Genomic DNA, 19,068 nt, shown 5'->3' with positions numbered 1-19,068 from the left:
CAACGCCGTATTGGTTTAAAGTTAATCCACTATATTTTTGAGTCTGACTGGTTTGAGGCGGTAAGGTTCAGATGGTAAGTATATACAAAGGTCGTCTGAAAAACGAGTTGACACCGATAAGCGGGTGTTTTTCGTTTTCAGACGACCTTTTGAGTTTTGTTTTAGCGAAACTCGCTTCGCTCGTTTTCAGACGACCTTTTAGGTTTTTTTATTAGGATTGGGTGCGTCAAAGCACTAAAAGATACAGCCAGTAGGCAAAGCCAGCCGCCCAATGCTGCGCCTGCGGGCAGGTCAATCAGGTAGTGTTGTTTGGTAAAGATGCAGGACAGGGCAATCAATACGGGAAAGAGGAACGCGGCGGCACCCAAAGTCGGCAGCGCGTGCAGGGCGGTCAGCATGGCGACGGAAACGTGCATACTGGGGAAGCAGTTGCTGGCTTGGTCGAATTTTTGAACAAACTGTAAAAACCATTCGGACGGTGTTTTACCGGTATTGATGCTGCGCCAATGCGGCGGGGTGGAAACGGGAAACAGCCAGAAGAACAGCATTTGCATAAACAGCAACATCAGGAAGCTGAACGCCATCATGTTGAAATGGCGGTGGTCGGTGGCGATGATGTTGAGGTAGAGGATGGCGGGGTAGTAAAGGAAGCTGTATATCCACGACCAACGCGGGCGGAAAGGGATTTTTTCGTCTATCGGGGAATTCCAAACAATCTCTTTGCGCAAGGGGTGACGCTGGGTATAAAAGTAAAACTGGTAAGCGCCGATAATCATCACGCCGCTCAATATCAGATTGACGAAATAGTCTTGAAAGTTCATGTGTGTGTTCCTAGAGGGGCTGTCAACATTCAATAGTTTCCGTGTCTTTTTATCCTCAAAGCGGAAGATTCAAGGTGTCCAACCTTGTTGCGGTTTCCGCCTTGAATCTTCCGCTTTGTGAACAAAAATCCACTGGGAAAATTAAATGTTGACAGCCCCTAAAAAGATGGATTTTATTGAAATTGGAAAGGTTGTTTTAAAGAACATCATCATACATGTCTTTTGAAATATGTGAAATCAATCTGATTTGATTTGGGTAAATATGCAGTCAGTTAAATAGAAAATGTCTGATTTTTACTTTTCATCCAATATATAGTGGATTAACTCTAAATCAGGACAAGGCGACGAAGCCGCAGACAGTACAGATAGTACGGAACCGATTCACTTGGTACTTCAGCACCTTAGAGAATCGTTCTCTTTGAGCTAAGGCGAGGTCGCGCCGTACTGGTTTAAAGTTAATCCACTATAAAAAGGTCGTCTGAAAACCAAACCGATAAGCAGTTTGGGTTTTCAGACGACCTTTTACGTTACGCCCAATCAGGCGTGATATTGGCGCGACAGTTCGTGTACGGTATCGACTAAGATTTTGGCGTGTTCGGGGTCGGCGTGTTGGTTGATGCCGTGTCCGAGGTTGAAGACATGGCCGCTGCCGTGTCCGTAGTCGGCAAGGATGCGCGCGACTTCGGTGCGGATGGATTCGGGCGTGCCAAAGAGGGCAAACGGGTCGAAGTTGCCTTGCAGGGCGACTTGGTTGCCGACGCGGCGGCGTGCTTCGCCGATGTTGCACGTCCAGTCCAAACCCAATGCGTCTGCGCCGATTTCCGCCATGCCCTCCAGCCACAGCCCGCCGCCTTTGGCAAACACGATAACGGGAACGCGTCTGCCTTCGCTTTCGCGTTTCAATCCGGCAACGATTTGGCGGATATATTTGAGGCTGAATTCTTTAAACGCCGCATCGCTCAGGACGCCGCCCCAAGTGTCGAAAATCTGCACAGCCTGCGCGCCCGCGTCGATTTGGGCGTTGAGGTAGGCGGTAACGGCTTGGGCGTTGGTGTCGAGGATTTTGTGCAGCAAATCGGGGCGCGAGTACATCATGGTTTTGATGGTGCGGAATTCTTTGCTGCTGCCGCCTTCGACCATGTAGCAGGCGAGCGTGAACGGGCTGCCCGAGAAGCCGATGAGCGGTACGCGGCCATCCAGTGTTTTACGGATGGAGCCAACTGCATCGAAGACGTATTGCAGTTTTTCCATATCGGGAACTTGCAGCTTGGCGATGTCGAATTCGTGTTGCAAGGCGCGTTCGAATTTCGGGCCTTCGCCTTCGGCAAAGTACAGTCCCAAGCCCATTGCGTCGGGGACGGTCAGGATGTCGGAGAACAAAATCGCTGCGTCCAAATCGAAGCGTTCTAAAGGTTGGATGGTGACTTCGGTCGCCAATTCGGTGTTTTTACACAAATCGAGGAAGCTGCCCGCTTTCGCGCGTGTGGCTTTGTATTCGGGTAGATAACGTCCCGCCTGACGCATCATCCAAATCGGCGTGTATTCGACGGGCTGTTTGAGCAGGGCGCGGAGGAAAGTGTCGTTTTTCAAAGAGGTCATGTGGGGCTTTCGGTGTGTTTGTAAAACAGGGAAGGAAAACGGTTTTCAGACGACCTTTGCGGCGGTTTCCGCAATGAAAGGTCGTCTGAAAAGGGGATAGATAAGAATGTTTCCTAAACTCAACTATGCTGCTCCAACGCGGCGTGGCGCTCTTCTTCAGAGACGGCTTCCAAAACCAATTTCCGCTGTTCCTGAGCTTTTTGCGGTTGTCCGGTTTCGTCGAGTACGCGCGCCAGCATGAGGCGGGCGGCGATGCTCGGTTGCAGGGCGATGCTGGCTTCGAGGTAACTTTGCGCCTTGCCCCACAGGCTGCGGCCGTAGGCAAGCTGTCCGAGGTACATCAGCAGCGGCGCGTCGTCAGGTTTGTCTTTCAGCCAAGAATCGGCAAGGTCGATGGCTTTTTGCTGACCGCGTTCGTTGAAGAAGCGGACGCTTTCGACAAAGGCTTCCAAAAGTTCGGGACGGCGGTTTTGCGGATAATAGTGGCGTACCCATTTGACGGCTTCAGTATAGAGTCCGAGACGCTCGTATTTTTCAGCAATGGCAACGCACAATTCGTCTGCTTTGAGTGCTTCGGGAATACGCTTCAGACAGGCTTTCAGACGAGCTGCGTCTGATGCTTCCGCCAACAGGCGGCGGTATGCCCAGCTTTGGTATTGCTCCGCTTCAAAATCATTAATCGCGCCGGCTTTCATCAGTTTTTCGGATTTCGCCAACACATCTTCGGCATCGCCGTGATCAAAGGCATAGCGCAGTTGCAGGCGGGCGAGGCGGGACAGGTTGGGATGGATGCGCGCAGCGGCGTTTAGATTTTCCAGAGCGGTCAGATAATCGCGACGGCTGAGTGCGGATTCTGCCAACAACAGATAGCGGGAAAGCTGCTGTTTGTTCGGCAGTTTTTCGATGTCTTTCAGGTAGTGGTCGCGCAGTTCGAAGTTTTCCATTTGGTCGGCGGCGTGCGCGCCCAGCATCAACGCGAGGTTGCGGTTGTCGCCGGCTTCTTTGTTTTCCAATACTTTGGCGGCTTCCTGCTCCGCTTTTTCAAAGCGGCCTTCAAAAAACGCCAAACCTGCGCTGTTCAAAGCAACGGCTGCCTGACGGCCTTTGCGCGCCGTGCCGAAACGCTGCATACGGGCGGGGATGTTCATCAGGCCGACGATGAATTTGATCAGGAAATACAGGGTAACGACAAACAGAACCAGCCCTAAGATAAAGGCGTGCAGGTTGACCCGCATCATGACCTGTCCGACGACGATATAGACATTACCCGTGTAAATACCGGAAGTTAGGACGATACCGACTGCTGCGGCGAATAAAACGACAATCCAGACGACGGCTTTCATGCACGGCCTCCTTTGGTCTCAGCATCGGCGGCAGGGCGGCTTTGTTTCTCAGGAGCCGCTTTCTTTTCCGGTTCGGAAATGTTTTGCGGCTTAGTCTCGGAAGGCAGCGCCGGAGCTTCTAAAGGTTTCGCTTCTGTTTGGGCGGCTGCAGCAGGTTTCTGCGCAGGAACGGGTCTTGCTTTGGCAGGATGGGGAGCCTTCGGTGCAGAAGCGTTTTCATTTACCGGCGCAGCGGTTTGAGGAACGGCCGCTTCGGAAGCGGCGGAGGGCAGAGGCGCAGACGCAGCAGTCGTTACGGGTTCGGGCAGTGCGACCGGAGTGCGCGTGCCGTCTTGATAGGCGCGGACTGCGCTGAGGCTGGCTTTCAAGCTGTCGTCTGAAATCATGCGTACTTCCAGCGCTTTCAATTCGGACAATTCTTTCAACCATGCCTGTGTTGCGGGTGATTTGCCATCAAAGTATTGTCTGACCGCCGCTTCGACGTAGTTCAAATCGCTTTGATAAACCTCACCGTTGTGCTGCATCAGCGCGGTACGCGCATCCAAAAGGCGCAGGCGCAGGTTTTCGCGGACGAAATACGCCTGTTCGGGCGACAGCAGCATCGCGTCTTTATTGTCGAGTCGGCGGACTTCCACCAGCCCTTTCAGTGCAACCAAAGATTTATCCCAAGTATTTTGCCACCAAGAGCCTGAAGATGCGCCGTTGCTTTGTGCCTGCTCGCCCGGCTGCAATACGCCGTCCAACACCAGCGGCAGGCCGGAAACGGCGGTTTCCAAACGGTCGAGGCGCAGCGCCGTGCCGGAAATATCGACATACGGACGGTTTTTCAATGCCGCCAAATCATGGCTGACGGCTTGTTTGATGGGCAGCAGCTCGGGCTGGTCGAAACGGCTCAGGCGGCCGTCGATATGTTCCAACACCGCCGCCGCGCCTTGTACGTTGCCCGACAGCAGCAGTTGCTGCGAGGCGAGGTTCAACATGGTTTCCGCTTCGTCAACCAGCCAGTTGACGCGCCCTTTGGTCAGCTCCTGATACGCTTTTTGCGTCAACAGGATTTGTTCGCTGTTTGCCATTTGGGCTTTGCTCAAGCGCTCCAATTCGGCTTGGATGGCGGTTTGGCGGTTTAAATGGTCTTTCAGGAGTAAAGCGTTTTCAGATTCGCCCAAGGCGGCTTTATCGAGCTTTTGGTTAAACGAAAGCTCTTGGTTTTTCAAGACGTTTTGTCCTTGCACAAACAAAAAGCCGCTTGCGCCCAAACCCAGCAGCGCCAGCACCAGCGCGCCTACCGCCAGCCCTCTGCCGCCGGATTGTTTGATGATGACGGGGGCGGGTTGGTTTTGGGGAAGATTTTTAGATTCAGACATGTGTGTTCCTGCGTATTCGGAGGTTTTAGGCTGCTTGGCCTTTTTCGGAGCCACTGTTTCAGACGACCCCGCGTTACCCTGACTGTCGACGATAATCGGCCGACCGGCTTCGTTTGCTTCGGATGGATTGTCTTCAGACCGGCTCATCGGTTTGCTCCTTAGGAAATGATGAAAGTGCCGCTTTCAGAGAAGCGACGACCCGTATGTGGCGCGCACCCGCCTGACGAAGCGCGTCGGCTATGCGCGGATGATGGGTGAAGTATAACAAGGATTCGAAGAATCGGGAAAATTGCGGCGGAACCTGAGCAAACAGCCCGCGCACCAGTTCGCCCGAAGCGATAAAGGCGGCATCAATGGATTCGGCATCAAAATCCTGCCAATTCAATTCATTAGGTCGTCTGAGATACACTTCCGCGATTTCCACTGCAAAGCCTTTTTTCTTTAACGACTCCGCCAAAAAATCGCGCCCGCCGCGTCCGCGCACAATCAATACGCGTGCGCCCTGCGGCAGCGTATCCCAAACCGGCAGCCGCAACACCGCCTCGCTGTCGTTGCCTTCTTGCGGCACAGACACATTTTTCGCGCCACACCGCTGCAAAGCCTGACCGCTTGCCTGACCGACCGCTACCTGAACCTTCAGGTCGTCTGAAAAATCCACATACGGCGCAGCGGTTTCAACCGCCGTCGGACTGACCCAAAACACCGCATCCGCATGGGAAAACTGTTCTTTCAAGCCGCGCAACGCCGCTTCGTCAGGCTCGATTTCAACCGGACTCAACACCCGCGCGCGCCACCCTGCCTGCGAACAGGTGCGCACATCATCTCCCGCACGCGCGGACGGACGGACAATCAGCATGACAGGCATTTCAGACGACCTCTTTATAGGATGGATAATGGGGTGATGACGTTTAAATCGGCTTGAAAAGCATATCCAATGGATATAATTCTTTTTGTATTTTTACGGCTGAACCCTGCCAAGTCAATACTGAGTATGGTTTCAATAGGGTATTGGACGGTATGGCAGGGTAGAATTCGATTTTAGGAAAACATAATATGAACAAAATAGCGACAATACTTTTCGCTGCGTTACTGGTTCCGTCTGTCTCTTTTGCAAGCGGAGACGATGCCGCCAAGATCCGTTTGGTGAAGAAGATTTATCAAGAGGCAAGCCGCGATGATGAATCGGGCGTGAAGATTTTGAACCGATATGCCGATGATTCTTTGAAAAAAGCCATCCGTACCGCTTCTCGGTCGGCGGATTTGTGTATAGAGGCCGATCCGATATGGAACAGTCAGAATCCTGAAACTGAAGTCAAGGTCAGCGTATCTGCCTTGCCCAACGGCAAAATTCGTGCCGGCTTCAAACAATGGGGGCATCCGACCAAAGTAGATTATTCGGTCAGCTGCTCCGGAAATGTCTGCAAAGTGACGGATGTCGATCATCTCAAACGGACTTGGCTGCAATGCCGTTAATTTGTTGGATTCATTAAAAGGTCGTCTGAAAATATTTTTCAGACGACCTTTTTTATACTGGGAGCTGTCGAGATTCAATAGTTTCCGTTGCGTTGGAAATCCTCGTAAGGTATCCAACCTTGTTGCAGTTTCCGCCTTGAATCTTCCGCTTTATGAACAAATTCCACTTGGAAAATTAAATGTCGAGAGCCACCGGTTACCAAATGCCAAACCATTGTCCGCCTGATTTTTGACGGCTCTCGTTGTGCCCGCCGTTTTGCCTTTCGCGCTCTTCGCGGCGGAAGTCCCACGGGGCTTGGGGATTTTTACCATTCCACAACCCTTTGCGTTTTTGTTTCGCCTGTTTTTGGGCGGCGGCGTAGTCGGTGTAGGCGGTTTTACTTTGTTGTTTTTTGGCGTAGCTGTCGTAATGCCATGCCGCTCCGTCGCGGAGTTGCATGAGGTTCAAATCGGTCGTCCCGACGGAAACTTGCGCGACTTCGCGTTGGTAGCGGTCTGTTTCAAATACGCGTACCTTCACCTTTTTGCCGTCGGCGGCATCAATCAAGTTGTCCCGCGAACGCGTGCCGTATGCCTGATTGATTTCGGGCGCATCGATATACGCCATGCGGATTTTGTGTTTCGCGCCGTCTTCGTCGATAACGTGGAGGGTGTCGCCGTCGTGGATTTTGGAGATTTTGCCGCGATAGGTATGGGGAGTGGTGGAATTGCGTTTTTGAGTGTGCGGACGGCTTTGGTGTGCAGTATTTTCAGACGACCCTGATTTGACGGTTTCCGATAATAATGCGCCGAAGGCTTCCATGCCGATATGGCTGCTGCCTGTGAGCGCAGAAGCGAATTGCACGCCGGAGCGGATGATTTCGGTATCGCGCGAGCTGTAACCCAATGCGCCCAAGACGGACAAAACCACGGGAAGCCATTTTAAGATTGTTTTGGTTTTCATAAGGTTGACGGTGGTTTGTTTGAGGTCGTCTGAAACTTTTCAGACGACCTTTGACCTTTGGAGGATGGTTGTATTAACCGAACAGCCTGTTTACATCAGAGGCTTTTTTGCGGTAAGGCAGGCGGATGTCGACGCGGAAAATGCCGTCGAGTTGGCGGCTTTGGATTTTGGCATCGTTGTCGTACATCAGCGTCAGGCGTTCTTTGAGGTTGTGCAATGCCATTGAGTTGCCTTTGTGCGGTTTGGCGTTTTCGCTGCTTTCGGGCGGGGTGTACGGGTTTTCGATGCGGATGTAGATGGATGATTTGTTGAGCTTGGTAAACACGGTAATCATACCGGGGCGGTGGGTCGATTCGACGCCGTGGAAGACCGCGTTTTCCAAAAGGGGTTGGAGCAGGAGGTGCGGCGTTTCCGCGTCATCGGGCGCCTGGTGCTGCCACATCACCTGCACGCGCATATGGCCCATGCGGATTTGTTCGATGGCGATGTATTCCTGCGCCCATTCGATTTCCTGCCCTAAAGTGCTGCTTTGGCTGCCGTCGCGCAGTTGGGCGCGGAAGAGGTTGGCGAGGTTCTCCAGCAGGGTTTCCGCATCATACGGACGCAGACGGATGAGGCTGATGGCGGCGTTGAGGCTGTTGAACAGGAAATGCGGGCGGATGCGGGCGGTCAGCGCGCTGAGGCGGGCTTCGGAAATCGAAGGCGCAAGGCCGTTCCGGCGCGAAGCTTCGTAATACATCAGCCCGAGCAGGAAAAGGTTGAACAGGAAGAAATGTTGCGAGAGCGTTCTACCGTGTGTTTTCAGAATGAAAAAATCGACGATTGCAAATATCGATAAGTTCAAAAAATAGGTAATAATGACACCGTAGGGCGATGTTTTGATGGCAGGGGTGAAGATATTGACGAAATAGGCTTTGACCAAAATCCCCAGCAATACGGGAAACACCCATTGGGAATGATGGTAAATCTCTGTGGAATAGGAGAGCGAAGAATCGCTGATCAAGGGTAAAAAGAACAGACTGCCCAAGACAATAATCAAAAGGCGCACGACTGTTGCCGAATTGCGCAGGTCCGGGACGGCGAATGTATTGTTGATTTGACGTATAATAGACATAAAATTTCCAACCGTTTTCTTTTAATGCGTTTATACGAGCCTTATTGGCTCTGTTATTTTATCTGAAGGACGAAACCATGAGTAAGGACAAAACCTGGTCGGGCCGTTTTAACGAGCCTGTTTCCGAGCTGGTGAAGAAATACACCGGTTCGATCGATTTCGACAAACGGCTTGCCGAGTGGGACATTCAGGGTTCGCTGGCTCACGCGCAAATGCTTGTTCAATCAGGTGTTTTGAGTGAAGAAGATTTGGCGGCGATTCGTCAGGGAATGGCGGAGATTATAGCAGAAATCAAGGACGGTACTATTTCTTGGTCGCTGGATTTGGAAGACGTCCACATGAACATTGAACGCCGCCTTACCAACAAAATCGGCGATGCCGGCAAACGCCTGCACACCGGTCGCAGCCGTAACGACCAAGTCGCTACCGACATCCGCCTTTGGCTGCGTGATCAGATTACCGTTATTCAAGACCTGATTCGAAACTTGCAAACGGCTTTGGTTGATTTGGCGGAACAAAACGCCGAAACCGTCATGCCCGGTTTTACCCATCTGCAAGTCGCCCAACCCGTCAGCTTCGGGCACCACATGCTCGCCTACGTCGAAATGCTCGGACGCGATTTCGAACGCATGGCAGACTGTCGCAAACGCGTCAACCGTATGCCGCTCGGAGCTGCCGCCCTTGCCGGTACAACCTATCCGATTCAGCGCGAAATCACTGCCGAATTGCTGGGTTTCGAGCAAATCTGCCAAAACTCGCTCGATGCCGTATCCGACCGCGATTTTGCCGTCGAGTTCACCGCCGCTGCCTCGCTGGTTATGGTTCACCTGAGCCGCTTGTCTGAAGAATTGATTTTGTGGATGAGTCCGCGTTTCGGCTTTATCGACATTGCCGACCGTTTCTGCACAGGTTCGTCCATCATGCCGCAAAAGAAAAATCCCGACGTACCCGAACTCGTGCGCGGTAAATCCGGCCGTGTCATCGGACATCTTATCGGCTTGATTACCCTGATGAAATCACAGCCCTTGGCGTACAACAAAGACAATCAGGAAGACAAAGAACCGCTGTTTGACACCGCCGACACACTCATCGACACGTTGCGGATTTACGCCGATATGATGCGCGGCGTGACCGTCAAACCCGACAATATGCGCGCCGCCGTGATGCAGGGCTTCGCCACTGCCACCGATTTGGCGGATTACTTGGTGAAAAAAGGCATGCCTTTCCGCGACAGCCACGAAGTCGTTGCCCAAGCCGTGCGCCACGCCGATCAAGCGGGCGTTGACTTGAGCGAACTGCCGCTCGAAGTCCTGCAAGGTTTCAGCAAGCTGATTTCAGACGACGTGTACGGCGTACTGACACCCGAAGGCAGCCTGAACGCGCGCAACCACCTGGGCGGAACCGCGCCGGAGCAGGTGCGTTTTCAAGTGAAACGCTGGCGGGAATTGTTGGCTTAAAGAAAATGAAGTAAGCAGAAGGTCGTCTGAAAACGGGGAACAGGGTTTCAGACGACCTCTTGCTTTTCCTTTAAAACCAACCATCACACCGACAATTGTGCCAACAAAGCCTGTTTCAACGACGACTGTGTTTTCGGGTTTTTCAAATCGGGGCTGAAGACGATGAAGTTGTCTTCGACGCGTTCGTCCAGCGTGGAGATTTTGGCGTAGCGTAGGCTGACGTTGTGGGCGAAGAAGACTTCCGCCATGTCGGCGAGCAGAAAGGGGCGGTTGACGGCGGTGATTTCGACGGAGTACCAGTCGGGGTAGTCTTCTTCAGGGGTGATGGTGATGCTGGGCGCAATCGGCATGTAGCGGCTGCGGCGGCTGATGCGGCGGCTGCGGCTTTGGGTTTCGGCAACGGTGTGTCCGTGGATAAAGCTGTTGAGTTCGGCTTCGAGCGCGCTTTGGATGTCGGGGTAGTCTTCGGGGGCGTGCTGCGAGGGGATTTGTACGATGAAGGTGTCGAGGATGTAGTCGTGTTCGGTGATGAAGGCGCGGGCGGCGAGAATGTCGAAACCGTGGCGGCTGAAGATGCGGCAGAGGCGGGCGAACAGGCGCGGGCCGTTGGGCATGAAGACCATGACTTGGAAGCTGTCGCTCTTGGGCAGGATGCGGCTGCGGACGATGGGGGTTTCAAAGTCGTGTACGAGATTGGCAGCGTGCCACAGGATTTCGCGGGACTGATGGCGGGCGAAGTAGGCGGAACCGAGCGCGTTCCATAGTTTTTTCTGCTGTTTTTCGGGGACGGCGGCGCGGGTGAGCAAATCGGCGGCTTCTTGTTGGCGGCGGCCGAAGAGGGCGTGCGGATTGCCGCCGTTGCCTGCGAGGTAGCGTCCGGCGGCGTGAAACAGGCTTTCCAGCAGGCTGGCGCGCCATGCGTTCCACAGTTTGGGATTGGTGCCGCGTATGTCGGAAATGGTCAGGAGGTAGAGTGCGCTGAGGCGTTCGTGGGTTTGTACGCGTTTGCAGAAGGCATCGAGTACGTCGGGGTCTTGGATGTCTTCTTTTTGGGCGACGGTGGACATGAGCAGGTGGTTTTCGACCAGCCAGGCGAGCAGGTCGCTTTCTTCTTCGGTCAGGAAGTGGTCGGCGGCAAATTGGCGCGCGTCTGCGATGCCTTGTACGGCATGGTCGCCGCCGCGTCCTTTGGCGATGTCGTGGAAGAAGGCGGCGAGATAGAGGATGTCTTGTTTTTCAAAGGACTGCATCAGCGCGGAGGCGTAGGGCAGTTCGTGGCTGTGCATGTCTAGGGCAAGACGGCGGACGTTGCGGACGACGGCGAGGATGTGGTCGTCCACAGGATAGATGTGGAACAGGTCATGCTGGAGCAGGCCGACGATTTTTTCCCACGCGGGCAGGTAGCGGCCCAACACGCCATAGAGGTTGAGAAAGCGCAGGGTTTGGGTCAGTCCGTTGCCGCGGCGGAAAAAGCCGGCGAAGCAGCGGCGGTTTTCGGGATTTTGGTAGAAGCTGCGGTTGATTTTACGCGTTGCGCCCCACCAAGCGCGCAGGGTTTGCGGTTCGAGCGCGGTAATGTCGTTGCGCTGCTGCATGATTTCAACGATTTTGAAAATGTGTTCGGGTCGTCTGAAAAAAATATCGGTGTGCCGCGCGGCGATTTGGTTGTTCACTTGGATGTAGTCGTCGTCAATCCGCAGGGTAACGCGCATCGGCGTCGAGGAAACGCGGCTTTGCAGCATGGGCGTGAGGATGCCGCTTAATTGTTTGACGGTTTTAATCGCGCGGTAAAACACGCGCATCAATTCTTCGCTTTGGCGGCGGAGGTTCACACCCTTATAGCCCATGCTTTCGGCGACTTGCGGCTGCAAATCGAACAGCAGGCGGTCTTCGGCGCGTTTTGCGTTTAAATGCAGATGGATGCGGATGTGGGCGAGGCGGCGGTAGCCGTGTGAAAGCATGCCGGCTTCGGTGCGCGTCAGAATGCCTTGTTTGACCAGCGCAGGCAGGTTGGCCGCCAAGCCTTGCGCCTTCGCTATCCAAAGCAGGGTATGGATATCGCGCAGACCGCCGGGACAGCTTTTGATGTTCGGTTCCAATACCGCTCCCGAACCTTGCGATTTGGCATGGCGGTGTTCCATCTCCACCAGCTTTGCTTCGATAAACGCGGCTACATTGCGTTGCGCGTTCATTTTTTCCGTCAACTCGTCCGCTGTTTGGCGGTTGCCGAACAAAAAACGAGCCTCTAAAAACGCCGTGTCCCCCGTAATATCATCGCGCACGCTTTCGCACAGTTCGTCAACGCTGCCGCTTTTGACCGACGGCGAAAGTTTCATATCCCATAAAGCCTGCACGAAAGCCGCAATTTTTTCCTGAAGGTCGTCTGAAACGGTTTTAGGCGACACGACTGCCAAATCTAAATCAGAATAAGGATACAGCTCGCCGCGTCCGAAGCCGCCGGTCGCCATCAGGCATAACGCGCTGTTTGGAAAATGCTCTGCCCACAATGCCGCCAACAAGGTTTCGACTGCCGCCGTGTATTCCCTGAAAAATACCGACACGCGGTTGGCTTTCAAATAATGCGCTTCGGCGGCAGTGCGTTGCTGTTTGAAGGTTTCCAATGCTGAAGACAGGTTTGCAGACATTTTTTATTCTTTCGAGTTATGGGGAGAGGGGAGGTGGATGATTCGGCGGTCAAATATCGTTTTCAGACGACCTCTGTTGGGCATCAGAGGGATTGGTCATCAGGTTTAGCAGCTCCTGCGGCGGCATCAGCAACTGATACGCCGCTACACCCAAAGCCGTCGCCATTTTTTCAATATTCGACAACGCAATGTTCCAGCGTTTGCGCTCCACAGCCGATACATAAGTCCTGTCCAAACCGCATTGCCGCGCCAGCTCTTCCTGAGACCAGCCTTTATTCACACGGAAAAGCCGCATGTTGTACGCCAAGACAGCCCGTAAATCCTGCTCGTCAGGCAGTTCGGCAGGCGGAGTCAATTTATTGCTCATGATTTTGTTTCCGGATAAATGGTTGAATTTAAGAATTTGCTGTTACGGATTTTACTTCACATAAAAGCCAAAAAAAGGGGTGGCAACTGCCACACCCAAACACACACACATCAAGAGGAAAGAGATAGAGAGTATTAAATCAAAGCAGATGCATCATCTACTGATCAGAAAATCTTGAGGACTTTGAGAAGTGTCGTCTCAGCTCCAATGTCGGCGATTATAAATGAAACTCAATTTGGAGCTTTGATTCAAATCAAGTCTGAGGATTATTTATAAAATAAATTTTAAAGATAGGTTATGTTAATTGAAAACAGGGGTAGATTGAAGGCAATTCATCTATTTTTATTTTAGATTGTGAACAAAATCCGTGCATCCTGCCGAAAATTCCTCTATAATGCCTGCTTATTCGGAATGTAGCGCAGCCCGGTAGCGCACTTCGTTCGGGACGAAGGGGTCGGAGGTTCGAATCCTCTCATTCCGACCAAATATAAAAACCTGCTTTGATTGCATGATCAAAGCAGGTTTTTTCATATCGTGGTTTTAAGTCTGAATCCTGACATTTTAATAGGGTGGGAAATGACAATGGTTTCCTAGTGTATCCAGCTATATCCCCTGTTTTGTTTTCAGACGACCTTTGTCTTTATGGCTTTTACCTAAAAAATGCAAAATTCCCAGATGTTTTCACTATACTGCTTTTTGATATTCAGTTAAGAACCGTTAATCCGTTCGCGTATAATTTCAAGTTTTCCCAACAAGGCAGATGGTGTTTTATGTCTTCCAACCAACCCCGTCAAACTTGGTCCAACCGTTTGACTTATATCCTTACCGTTGCCGGCGCGACTGTCGGTTTCGGCGCGACGTGGCGTTTCCCGTATTTGGTCGGTGAAAACGGCGGCGGCGCGTATGTGTTTTTATTCTGTATCGCCATGTTTGTTATCGGTATTCCGATGATTTTGGTGGAAAACGTCATCGGACGGCGCAAAGGTGTGAATGCGCTGGATGCGTTCGGCGGCTCGATGAACGGCAAACCCGTCGCCAAAATTTGGAAACTGGTCGGCTGGATGGGCTTGCTCGGATCGTTCGGCATTATGGCGTATTACATGGTGCTCGGCGGCTGGGTGATCAGCTATATCGTTAATATTATTAGCGGAAACCTGAATATTTCCAGCCCTGTCAGCGGCGAACTAACGAAAAGCTTCTTTACCGAACACATCGAAAACAGCCCTTGGGAAATTGCGTTCTACACTTTCTTGTTTGTCGTTGTGAACCAATGGATTTTGGTCAAAGGCGTCATCGGCGGCATTGAAAAAGCGGCGAAATACCTGATGCCGCTGCTGTTTTTATTCCTGATTGCCATGGTCGTGCGCAACGTTACCCTGCCGGGCGCGATGGAAGGGATTACTTTCTATCTGAAGCCTGATTTCAGCAAGATTACCGCCGAACTGTTCGTCTTTGTTTTGGGACAGGTATTCTTCGCCCTGAGCTTGGGTTTCGGCGTGATGATTACCTTGTCCAGCTATTTGGATAAAAACGAAAATTTGGTGCAAACCGCAGTCATTACCGCAATTACCAACACCATCATCGCCGTACTTGCGGGCTTTATGATTTTCCCGTCGCTCTTCAGCTTCGGCGTCGCGCCCAATTCCGGCCCGACTTTAGTGTTCCAAAGTTTGCCGATCGTGTTCTCGAATATGTGGGCTGGACCTGTGTTCGCCGTGATTTTCTTCTCGTTGCTCCTGATTGCCGCGCTGACAACTTCGCTGACGATTTATGAAGTATTGATTACGACGATTCAGGAGAAAACCAAAATCCGCCGTACCGCCGCGATTACGATTGTATTGGCTGCCATCTTCATCTTCGGCAACATCCCGTCCATTTTGAGCTATGGTCCGTGGAAAGACGTTTCCGTGTTCGGCAAAAATATTTTCGATGCTTTTGACTACATCAGCGGCAACATCTTGTTTATGCTGACCGCGCTCGGCTCCGCGCTGTTTGTCGGTTTCGTGATGAAGGACGAAGCGAAGGACGAATTACTTTATAAAGGCAACCATACGACGGTCAATATTTGGTTTGCCTATGTGAAATACCTCGTGCCGTTGGTGATTTTGCTGATTTTCGTCAGCAACCTGTTGTAATGGTGTGTAAGGTTGTCTGAAAACTTTAAACTGCCTTATATTTCAGTATTGATAAAGCTTGTTCAGGCGGTTGATGTAAGCTGGGTTCTGTAAATGACAGGACTCAGCTTTTTTGATTTCTAGTCGAATTGTTGATGGCCATAGTCTGCTTATATTTGATTACGGTGGTTAAGCGCGAAGAGATAGTCGGGAGCCTGCTCAAATTTCAGGGCAAGGGGTCGTCTGAAAAGGAGGAATATTACAATAGGTTTACGGTTGCTTAAATCTACAAAGTTGGCTGCTTGTGATAAAGTTACGTTTGATTATGGCCGTATGAATTCTGATGCGGCTTTTTTGTACACAAAGGATTGTTATGTTGCTGTCCCCAACCCGCGCCCGCACGATTGCCGCTGCGGTCATGATGTTGTTTGCGGTGCAAGTTTCCGCCGCCAGGCAGGATAATGCCGTCGAGGTGAAAACACCGAAAGACGTGAAACAGATTATTCAAAAGAGAAACCGCTTTACGCCTGATGAATTCAAGGTCGAGCAGGCTCGCCGTGTGAATATACAAAACCGTGCAAATCAGATATTTACCTTGTTGAGCGGCGAAATACTGTTGCAGAAAGGTGATGCCGGTACGGCGTTGGCAACATACATGATGATGTTGAACAATACCAAATCGCCGGAGGTGGCGGAACGCGCTTTAGAAATGGCGGTTTCGCTCAATGCGTTCCAACAGGCGGAAATGATTTATCAAAAATGGCGTGAAATCGAACCTGTTCCGGGTAATGCGCAAAAACGTATGACTTGGCTGCGCAATATCTTGCTGGGGCAGGGCGATAAGACCTTGAATGGTTTGGATGATATTTTGGCCAATGCCAGCGAAGAACAGAATCAGCGTATTTTCCTGCTGTTGGCTCAAGCGGCAATCCAGCAGCCGGGGTTGGCAGAGAAGGCTTCGTCACAAGTCCATAAGGAAGCTTTGAAATATAAAGATTTGCCGGAAGCTGCAATTGCCGATGTAATTTTCAGTGCGCAAGGCGGTAAAAAGAAACATGCCATTGCGGCATTGCAACGTTTGGCAGGGCTGGATGCAGAGATGCTGCCGCCGACTTTACTGACTTTGCGGCTGATGGCGCAACGCAGTCCCGAGATATTAAACGGCTTCTTCGAGCAAACGGATACGCGCAATCTTTCGCCCGTATGGCAGGAGTTGGAAATCGTCAACCTGATTTCCAATAAACAAAACGACAAAGCCTATGCGCGCCTGCGTACGCTGTTGGAAAATAACCCGAATCCCGATTTGTATATTCAGGCAGCGTTGTTGGCAAGTAATCGTAAAGACGATATTTCGACGATTATCAATTATTTGGATAAAGCGTATAACATCGGAACAAGCGAACAACAAAGCCGTGCCGCCCTGATTGGTGCGATGGCTTATGCCGATGTTAAAGACTATCCCAAAGCCAAACAATGGCTTGCCAAAGTTGTTTCCCCCAGTTATGTTTTTGATAAAGCAGTTTTCGGTGCTTCATTAGAGGCCGAACAAGGAAACGGTAAGGCAGCTTTGGCAGAAGCACGTCGGGCGCAAAGCCTGCCGGAACAGGAAGGGCGTTATTTCGGCAGTAAGGAATTGCAACGGGTTACCCTGTTTGCTTTGTCCAAACACGATAATTTGCAAGAAGCATTGTCCGAGCTGAATAAAATGTTGCCCAAGATAAGCCGGCAGCCGGATGCCATGGAGCAGTTGCCTGATGTTTTGTACCAACGAGCCATGATTTATGACCGTATGGGCGATCAGGGCAAGGCAATTGCCGATTTGCGCCGCGTAGTTGAATTGGCACCGGATAACGCCAATGGTTTGAATGCGTTGGGTTATATTTTGCTGTCCCCAACCAAGAAAAATTTAGACGAAGCCTTTAAACTGATTCAGGCTGCTTATCAAATTGAGCCGGAAAACCCTGCCATCAATGACAGTTTGGGTTGGGCTTATTTTCTGAAAGACGATGTGCAAACCGCATTGCCTTATTTGCAATATGCGTTTGAAAAATATCCCGATGCAGAAGTTGCCGCACACTTGGGCGAAGCATTGTGGGCATCCGGAGAGCAGGAAAAAGCCAAAAAAATATGGACGGACAGCCTGAAGGGTGAAGGCGATATGAAAATATTGCGGGAAACCATGAAGCGTTTCGGCGTGGAGACTGCTCCTAAACCAACGAAAAAAGCCCAATCGGGGCGTTCCGTAAAATCGAAATAATGAAAGGGGTCGTCTGAAAACAAGGCATTGGAAGAAGCCAAGATGATAGACCGTTTTCAGACGACCTCTGGGAGTATTTATGAAATTACAAACCATAGTATCTATTGCAACACTGACTTCGCTTGCCGCTTGTGTGCACCCTAATTTGTCTCAGCAAAATGATTGGAAGCCGGCGGAGAATGTCAATGATTTCACTGCGGACGGAAGATTGGCAGTAAAAGTCGAAGAAAAAGGCTCTTACGCCAATTTTGACTGGTCCTATCAAAATCAAGTCCAAACCATTAGCGTCAATACGCCTTTGGGCAGTACGGTCGGACAGTTATGTAAAGACAATCAAGGTGTATTGGCAGTAGACAGTAAAGGTCGAGTCTATCAGGCAGAAACAGCAGAAGAGCTCAGCAACAAACTTTTGGGCTATGAATTGCCTGTTCAATATCTGCATATTTGGGCGGATGGCAAACGCGTTGCCAATGCGCCATATCGATTGTTGCCCGATGGCCGTTTGGAACAATTCAATTGGACTATTACACGCAGCACCAATAGCGAAGGCAAGCCGAAAATCCTTCAATTGGAAAATGCCAAATTAAATGTCCGTCTGGTATTTGACGAAGTCAACCACGAACCTGCTGCCAGCGATCAGACGCAATGTGCAGCCCGCCTTAAAAAATAAAAAAAGAGCTTGATATGGACATTCCTTCCGACGCTCAAGCCTTTCCCGCGCCTGCTAAGTTGAATCTCGATTTGCGTATTACGGGCAGAAGGGATGACGGATATCATAATTTAGAAAGTATTTTCTGCTTTGTCGGGCTGTATGATACCGTCTGCCTGAAGCCACGAGACGATAAAAAGATTATTCTGCATAATCCCACTGAAGGTATTCCCTGCGAACAAGATTTGGCTTATCGTGCCGCACTTTCTTTGCAGCAACATACCGGTTCCTGTCGTGGTGTGGAAATCTGGTTGGAGAAAAAGATTCCGACAGGGGGAGGATTGGGCGGAGGCAGCTCCGATGCGGCAACCGTGTTAACCGTGTTGAATCAATGGTGGCAATGTCGGCTGACAAGGCAACAGCTTATTGATTTGGCGGTCAGTTTGGGTGCGGATGTGCCGTTTTTCGTTTTTGGGCAAAGTGCTTTTGCACGAGGAATCGGTGAGCAATTAGTCAAAATAGAAATTCCTAAACAATGGTATGTGATAGTCAAACCGTCGGTACATGTTTCTACTGCTAAAATTTTCTCGCATGAGAACTTGACACGAAATTCCAAACCAAGCATAATGCCGACTTTCCAATCTTTGCAGCCGTTTAGAAATGATATGCAGGCTGTTGTTTTTCAGGAATATCCTGAGGTTTGGAAAGCTTATTGTGAATTATCCGAATATGGTTCTGCGCTAATGACAGGATCCGGAGCATGTATATTTCTCTCTACGGATAGTCGGCAAGAAGCAAACAATATATACCAACAAGTTTCACAATCATATGAAGCATATTGTGTTGAAGGTTTAGACGTTCATCCTTTGTTTCAAATGATTTGATAAAGTTGGGGAGTCGTCAAGCGGTTAAGACACTGGAT

15 protein-coding genes, 1 tRNA gene and 1 pseudogene are annotated in these 19,068 nt (G+C 51.0%); 8 read left to right on the top strand and 9 right to left on the bottom strand.

All coding sequences use genetic code 11. From position 1 onward, the window contains the following. Positions 1–161 precede the first annotated feature (161 nt). Positions 162–821 (bottom strand): phosphatase PAP2 family protein, encoded by a 660-nt coding sequence (locus HMPREF3050_RS00505; protein ID WP_141758368.1) that lies wholly within the window; start codon positions 819–821, stop codon positions 162–164. A 311-nt stretch (positions 822–1,132) separates the two neighbouring features. Between HMPREF3050_RS00505 and HMPREF3050_RS14735 the strand changes: the two are divergent. After that, a pseudogene (locus HMPREF3050_RS14735) lies at positions 1,133–1,195 on the top strand (transposase); the annotation flags it as partial. A gap of 163 nt (positions 1,196–1,358) precedes the next feature. On the opposite strand, the gene hemE reads toward HMPREF3050_RS14735, so the two are convergent. The 4 genes from hemE to HMPREF3050_RS00485 all read right to left on the bottom strand — a co-directional run bounded on the left by hemE (position 1,359) and on the right by HMPREF3050_RS00485 (position 5,992). Beyond that, positions 1,359–2,420 (bottom strand): uroporphyrinogen decarboxylase, encoded by a 1,062-nt coding sequence (hemE, locus tag HMPREF3050_RS00500; protein ID WP_070773101.1) that lies wholly within the window; start codon positions 2,418–2,420, stop codon positions 1,359–1,361. 119 nt (positions 2,421–2,539) lie between these two features. Then, positions 2,540–3,763 carry a heme biosynthesis protein HemY gene (locus HMPREF3050_RS00495; RefSeq protein WP_070773100.1) on the bottom strand — a complete coding sequence of 408 codons (1,224 nt, stop codon included), beginning with the start codon at positions 3,761–3,763 and terminating at the stop codon, positions 2,540–2,542. After that, the gene (locus HMPREF3050_RS00490; RefSeq protein ID WP_070773099.1) at positions 3,760–5,274 is read right to left on the bottom strand and encodes a uroporphyrinogen-III C-methyltransferase; all 1,515 of its coding nucleotides are present in this window, start codon (positions 5,272–5,274) and stop codon (positions 3,760–3,762) included. The genes HMPREF3050_RS00495 and HMPREF3050_RS00490 overlap by 4 nt, the downstream gene beginning before the upstream one ends. Continuing rightward, on the bottom strand, positions 5,261–5,992 hold the full coding sequence (locus HMPREF3050_RS00485; protein WP_070773098.1) for a uroporphyrinogen-III synthase: 732 nt from the start codon (positions 5,990–5,992) through the stop codon (positions 5,261–5,263). The genes HMPREF3050_RS00490 and HMPREF3050_RS00485 overlap by 14 nt, the downstream gene beginning before the upstream one ends. A gap of 188 nt (positions 5,993–6,180) precedes the next feature. Between HMPREF3050_RS00485 and HMPREF3050_RS00480 the strand changes: the two genes are divergently transcribed. Continuing rightward, a complete protein-coding gene (locus tag HMPREF3050_RS00480) occupies positions 6,181–6,600 on the top strand; it encodes a hypothetical protein (protein ID WP_070773097.1) in 420 nt (139 codons plus the stop codon). Positions 6,601–6,796: 196 nt separating this feature from the next. Here HMPREF3050_RS00480 and HMPREF3050_RS00475 read toward each other — a convergent pair whose 3' ends face one another. Both HMPREF3050_RS00475 and HMPREF3050_RS00470 read right to left on the bottom strand, forming a co-directional pair. Then, positions 6,797–7,543 (bottom strand): thermonuclease family protein, encoded by a 747-nt coding sequence (locus HMPREF3050_RS00475; RefSeq protein WP_070773096.1) that lies wholly within the window; start codon positions 7,541–7,543, stop codon positions 6,797–6,799. A gap of 73 nt (positions 7,544–7,616) precedes the next feature. Continuing rightward, on the bottom strand, positions 7,617–8,657 hold the full coding sequence (locus HMPREF3050_RS00470; protein ID WP_009311884.1) for a sensor histidine kinase: 1,041 nt from the start codon (positions 8,655–8,657) through the stop codon (positions 7,617–7,619). Positions 8,658–8,734: 77 nt separating this feature from the next. Here HMPREF3050_RS00470 and argH point away from each other — a divergent pair, with 77 nt between their 5' ends. After that, a complete protein-coding gene (gene argH, locus HMPREF3050_RS00465; protein ID WP_070773095.1) occupies positions 8,735–10,114 on the top strand; it encodes an argininosuccinate lyase in 1,380 nt (459 codons plus the stop codon). Positions 10,115–10,197: 83 nt separating this feature from the next. Here argH and glnD read toward each other — a convergent pair whose 3' ends face one another. Together glnD and HMPREF3050_RS00455 are read right to left on the bottom strand one after the other, a co-directional pair. Then, positions 10,198–12,759, bottom strand: a complete 2,562-nt coding sequence (gene glnD / locus HMPREF3050_RS00460) for a [protein-PII] uridylyltransferase (RefSeq protein ID WP_070773094.1) — start codon at positions 12,757–12,759, stop codon at positions 10,198–10,200. Positions 12,760–12,808: 49 nt separating this feature from the next. Further along, entirely contained in the window at positions 12,809–13,126 is a 318-nt protein-coding gene (locus HMPREF3050_RS00455; RefSeq protein WP_045072761.1) for a helix-turn-helix domain-containing protein, read from the bottom strand. A 407-nt stretch (positions 13,127–13,533) separates the two neighbouring features. Between HMPREF3050_RS00455 and HMPREF3050_RS00450 the strand changes: the two genes are divergently transcribed. From HMPREF3050_RS00450 to ispE, 5 genes are all read left to right on the top strand, one after another. After that, positions 13,534–13,610, top strand: a tRNA-Pro gene (locus HMPREF3050_RS00450). A gap of 286 nt (positions 13,611–13,896) precedes the next feature. Continuing rightward, positions 13,897–15,261 (top strand): sodium-dependent transporter, encoded by a 1,365-nt coding sequence (locus HMPREF3050_RS00445; RefSeq protein WP_070773093.1) that lies wholly within the window; start codon positions 13,897–13,899, stop codon positions 15,259–15,261. Positions 15,262–15,613: 352 nt separating this feature from the next. Next, entirely contained in the window at positions 15,614–17,497 is a 1,884-nt protein-coding gene (locus tag HMPREF3050_RS00440) for a tetratricopeptide repeat protein (RefSeq protein ID WP_070773092.1), read from the top strand. A gap of 79 nt (positions 17,498–17,576) precedes the next feature. After that, positions 17,577–18,167 carry a lipoprotein insertase outer membrane protein LolB gene (lolB, locus tag HMPREF3050_RS00435; protein ID WP_070773091.1) on the top strand — a complete coding sequence of 197 codons (591 nt, stop codon included), beginning with the start codon at positions 17,577–17,579 and terminating at the stop codon, positions 18,165–18,167. 14 nt (positions 18,168–18,181) lie between these two features. Next, a complete protein-coding gene (ispE, locus tag HMPREF3050_RS00430; RefSeq protein WP_070773090.1) occupies positions 18,182–19,030 on the top strand; it encodes a 4-(cytidine 5'-diphospho)-2-C-methyl-D-erythritol kinase in 849 nt (282 codons plus the stop codon). Positions 19,031–19,068 lie beyond the last annotated feature (38 nt).

The organism is Neisseria sp. HMSC065D04, from assembly GCF_001815675.1.
Lineage (GTDB): Bacteria > Pseudomonadota > Gammaproteobacteria > Burkholderiales > Neisseriaceae > Neisseria.
The sequence above is the reverse complement of the archived record's forward strand: the minus strand, read 5'-3'. Positions and strand labels throughout refer to the sequence as shown.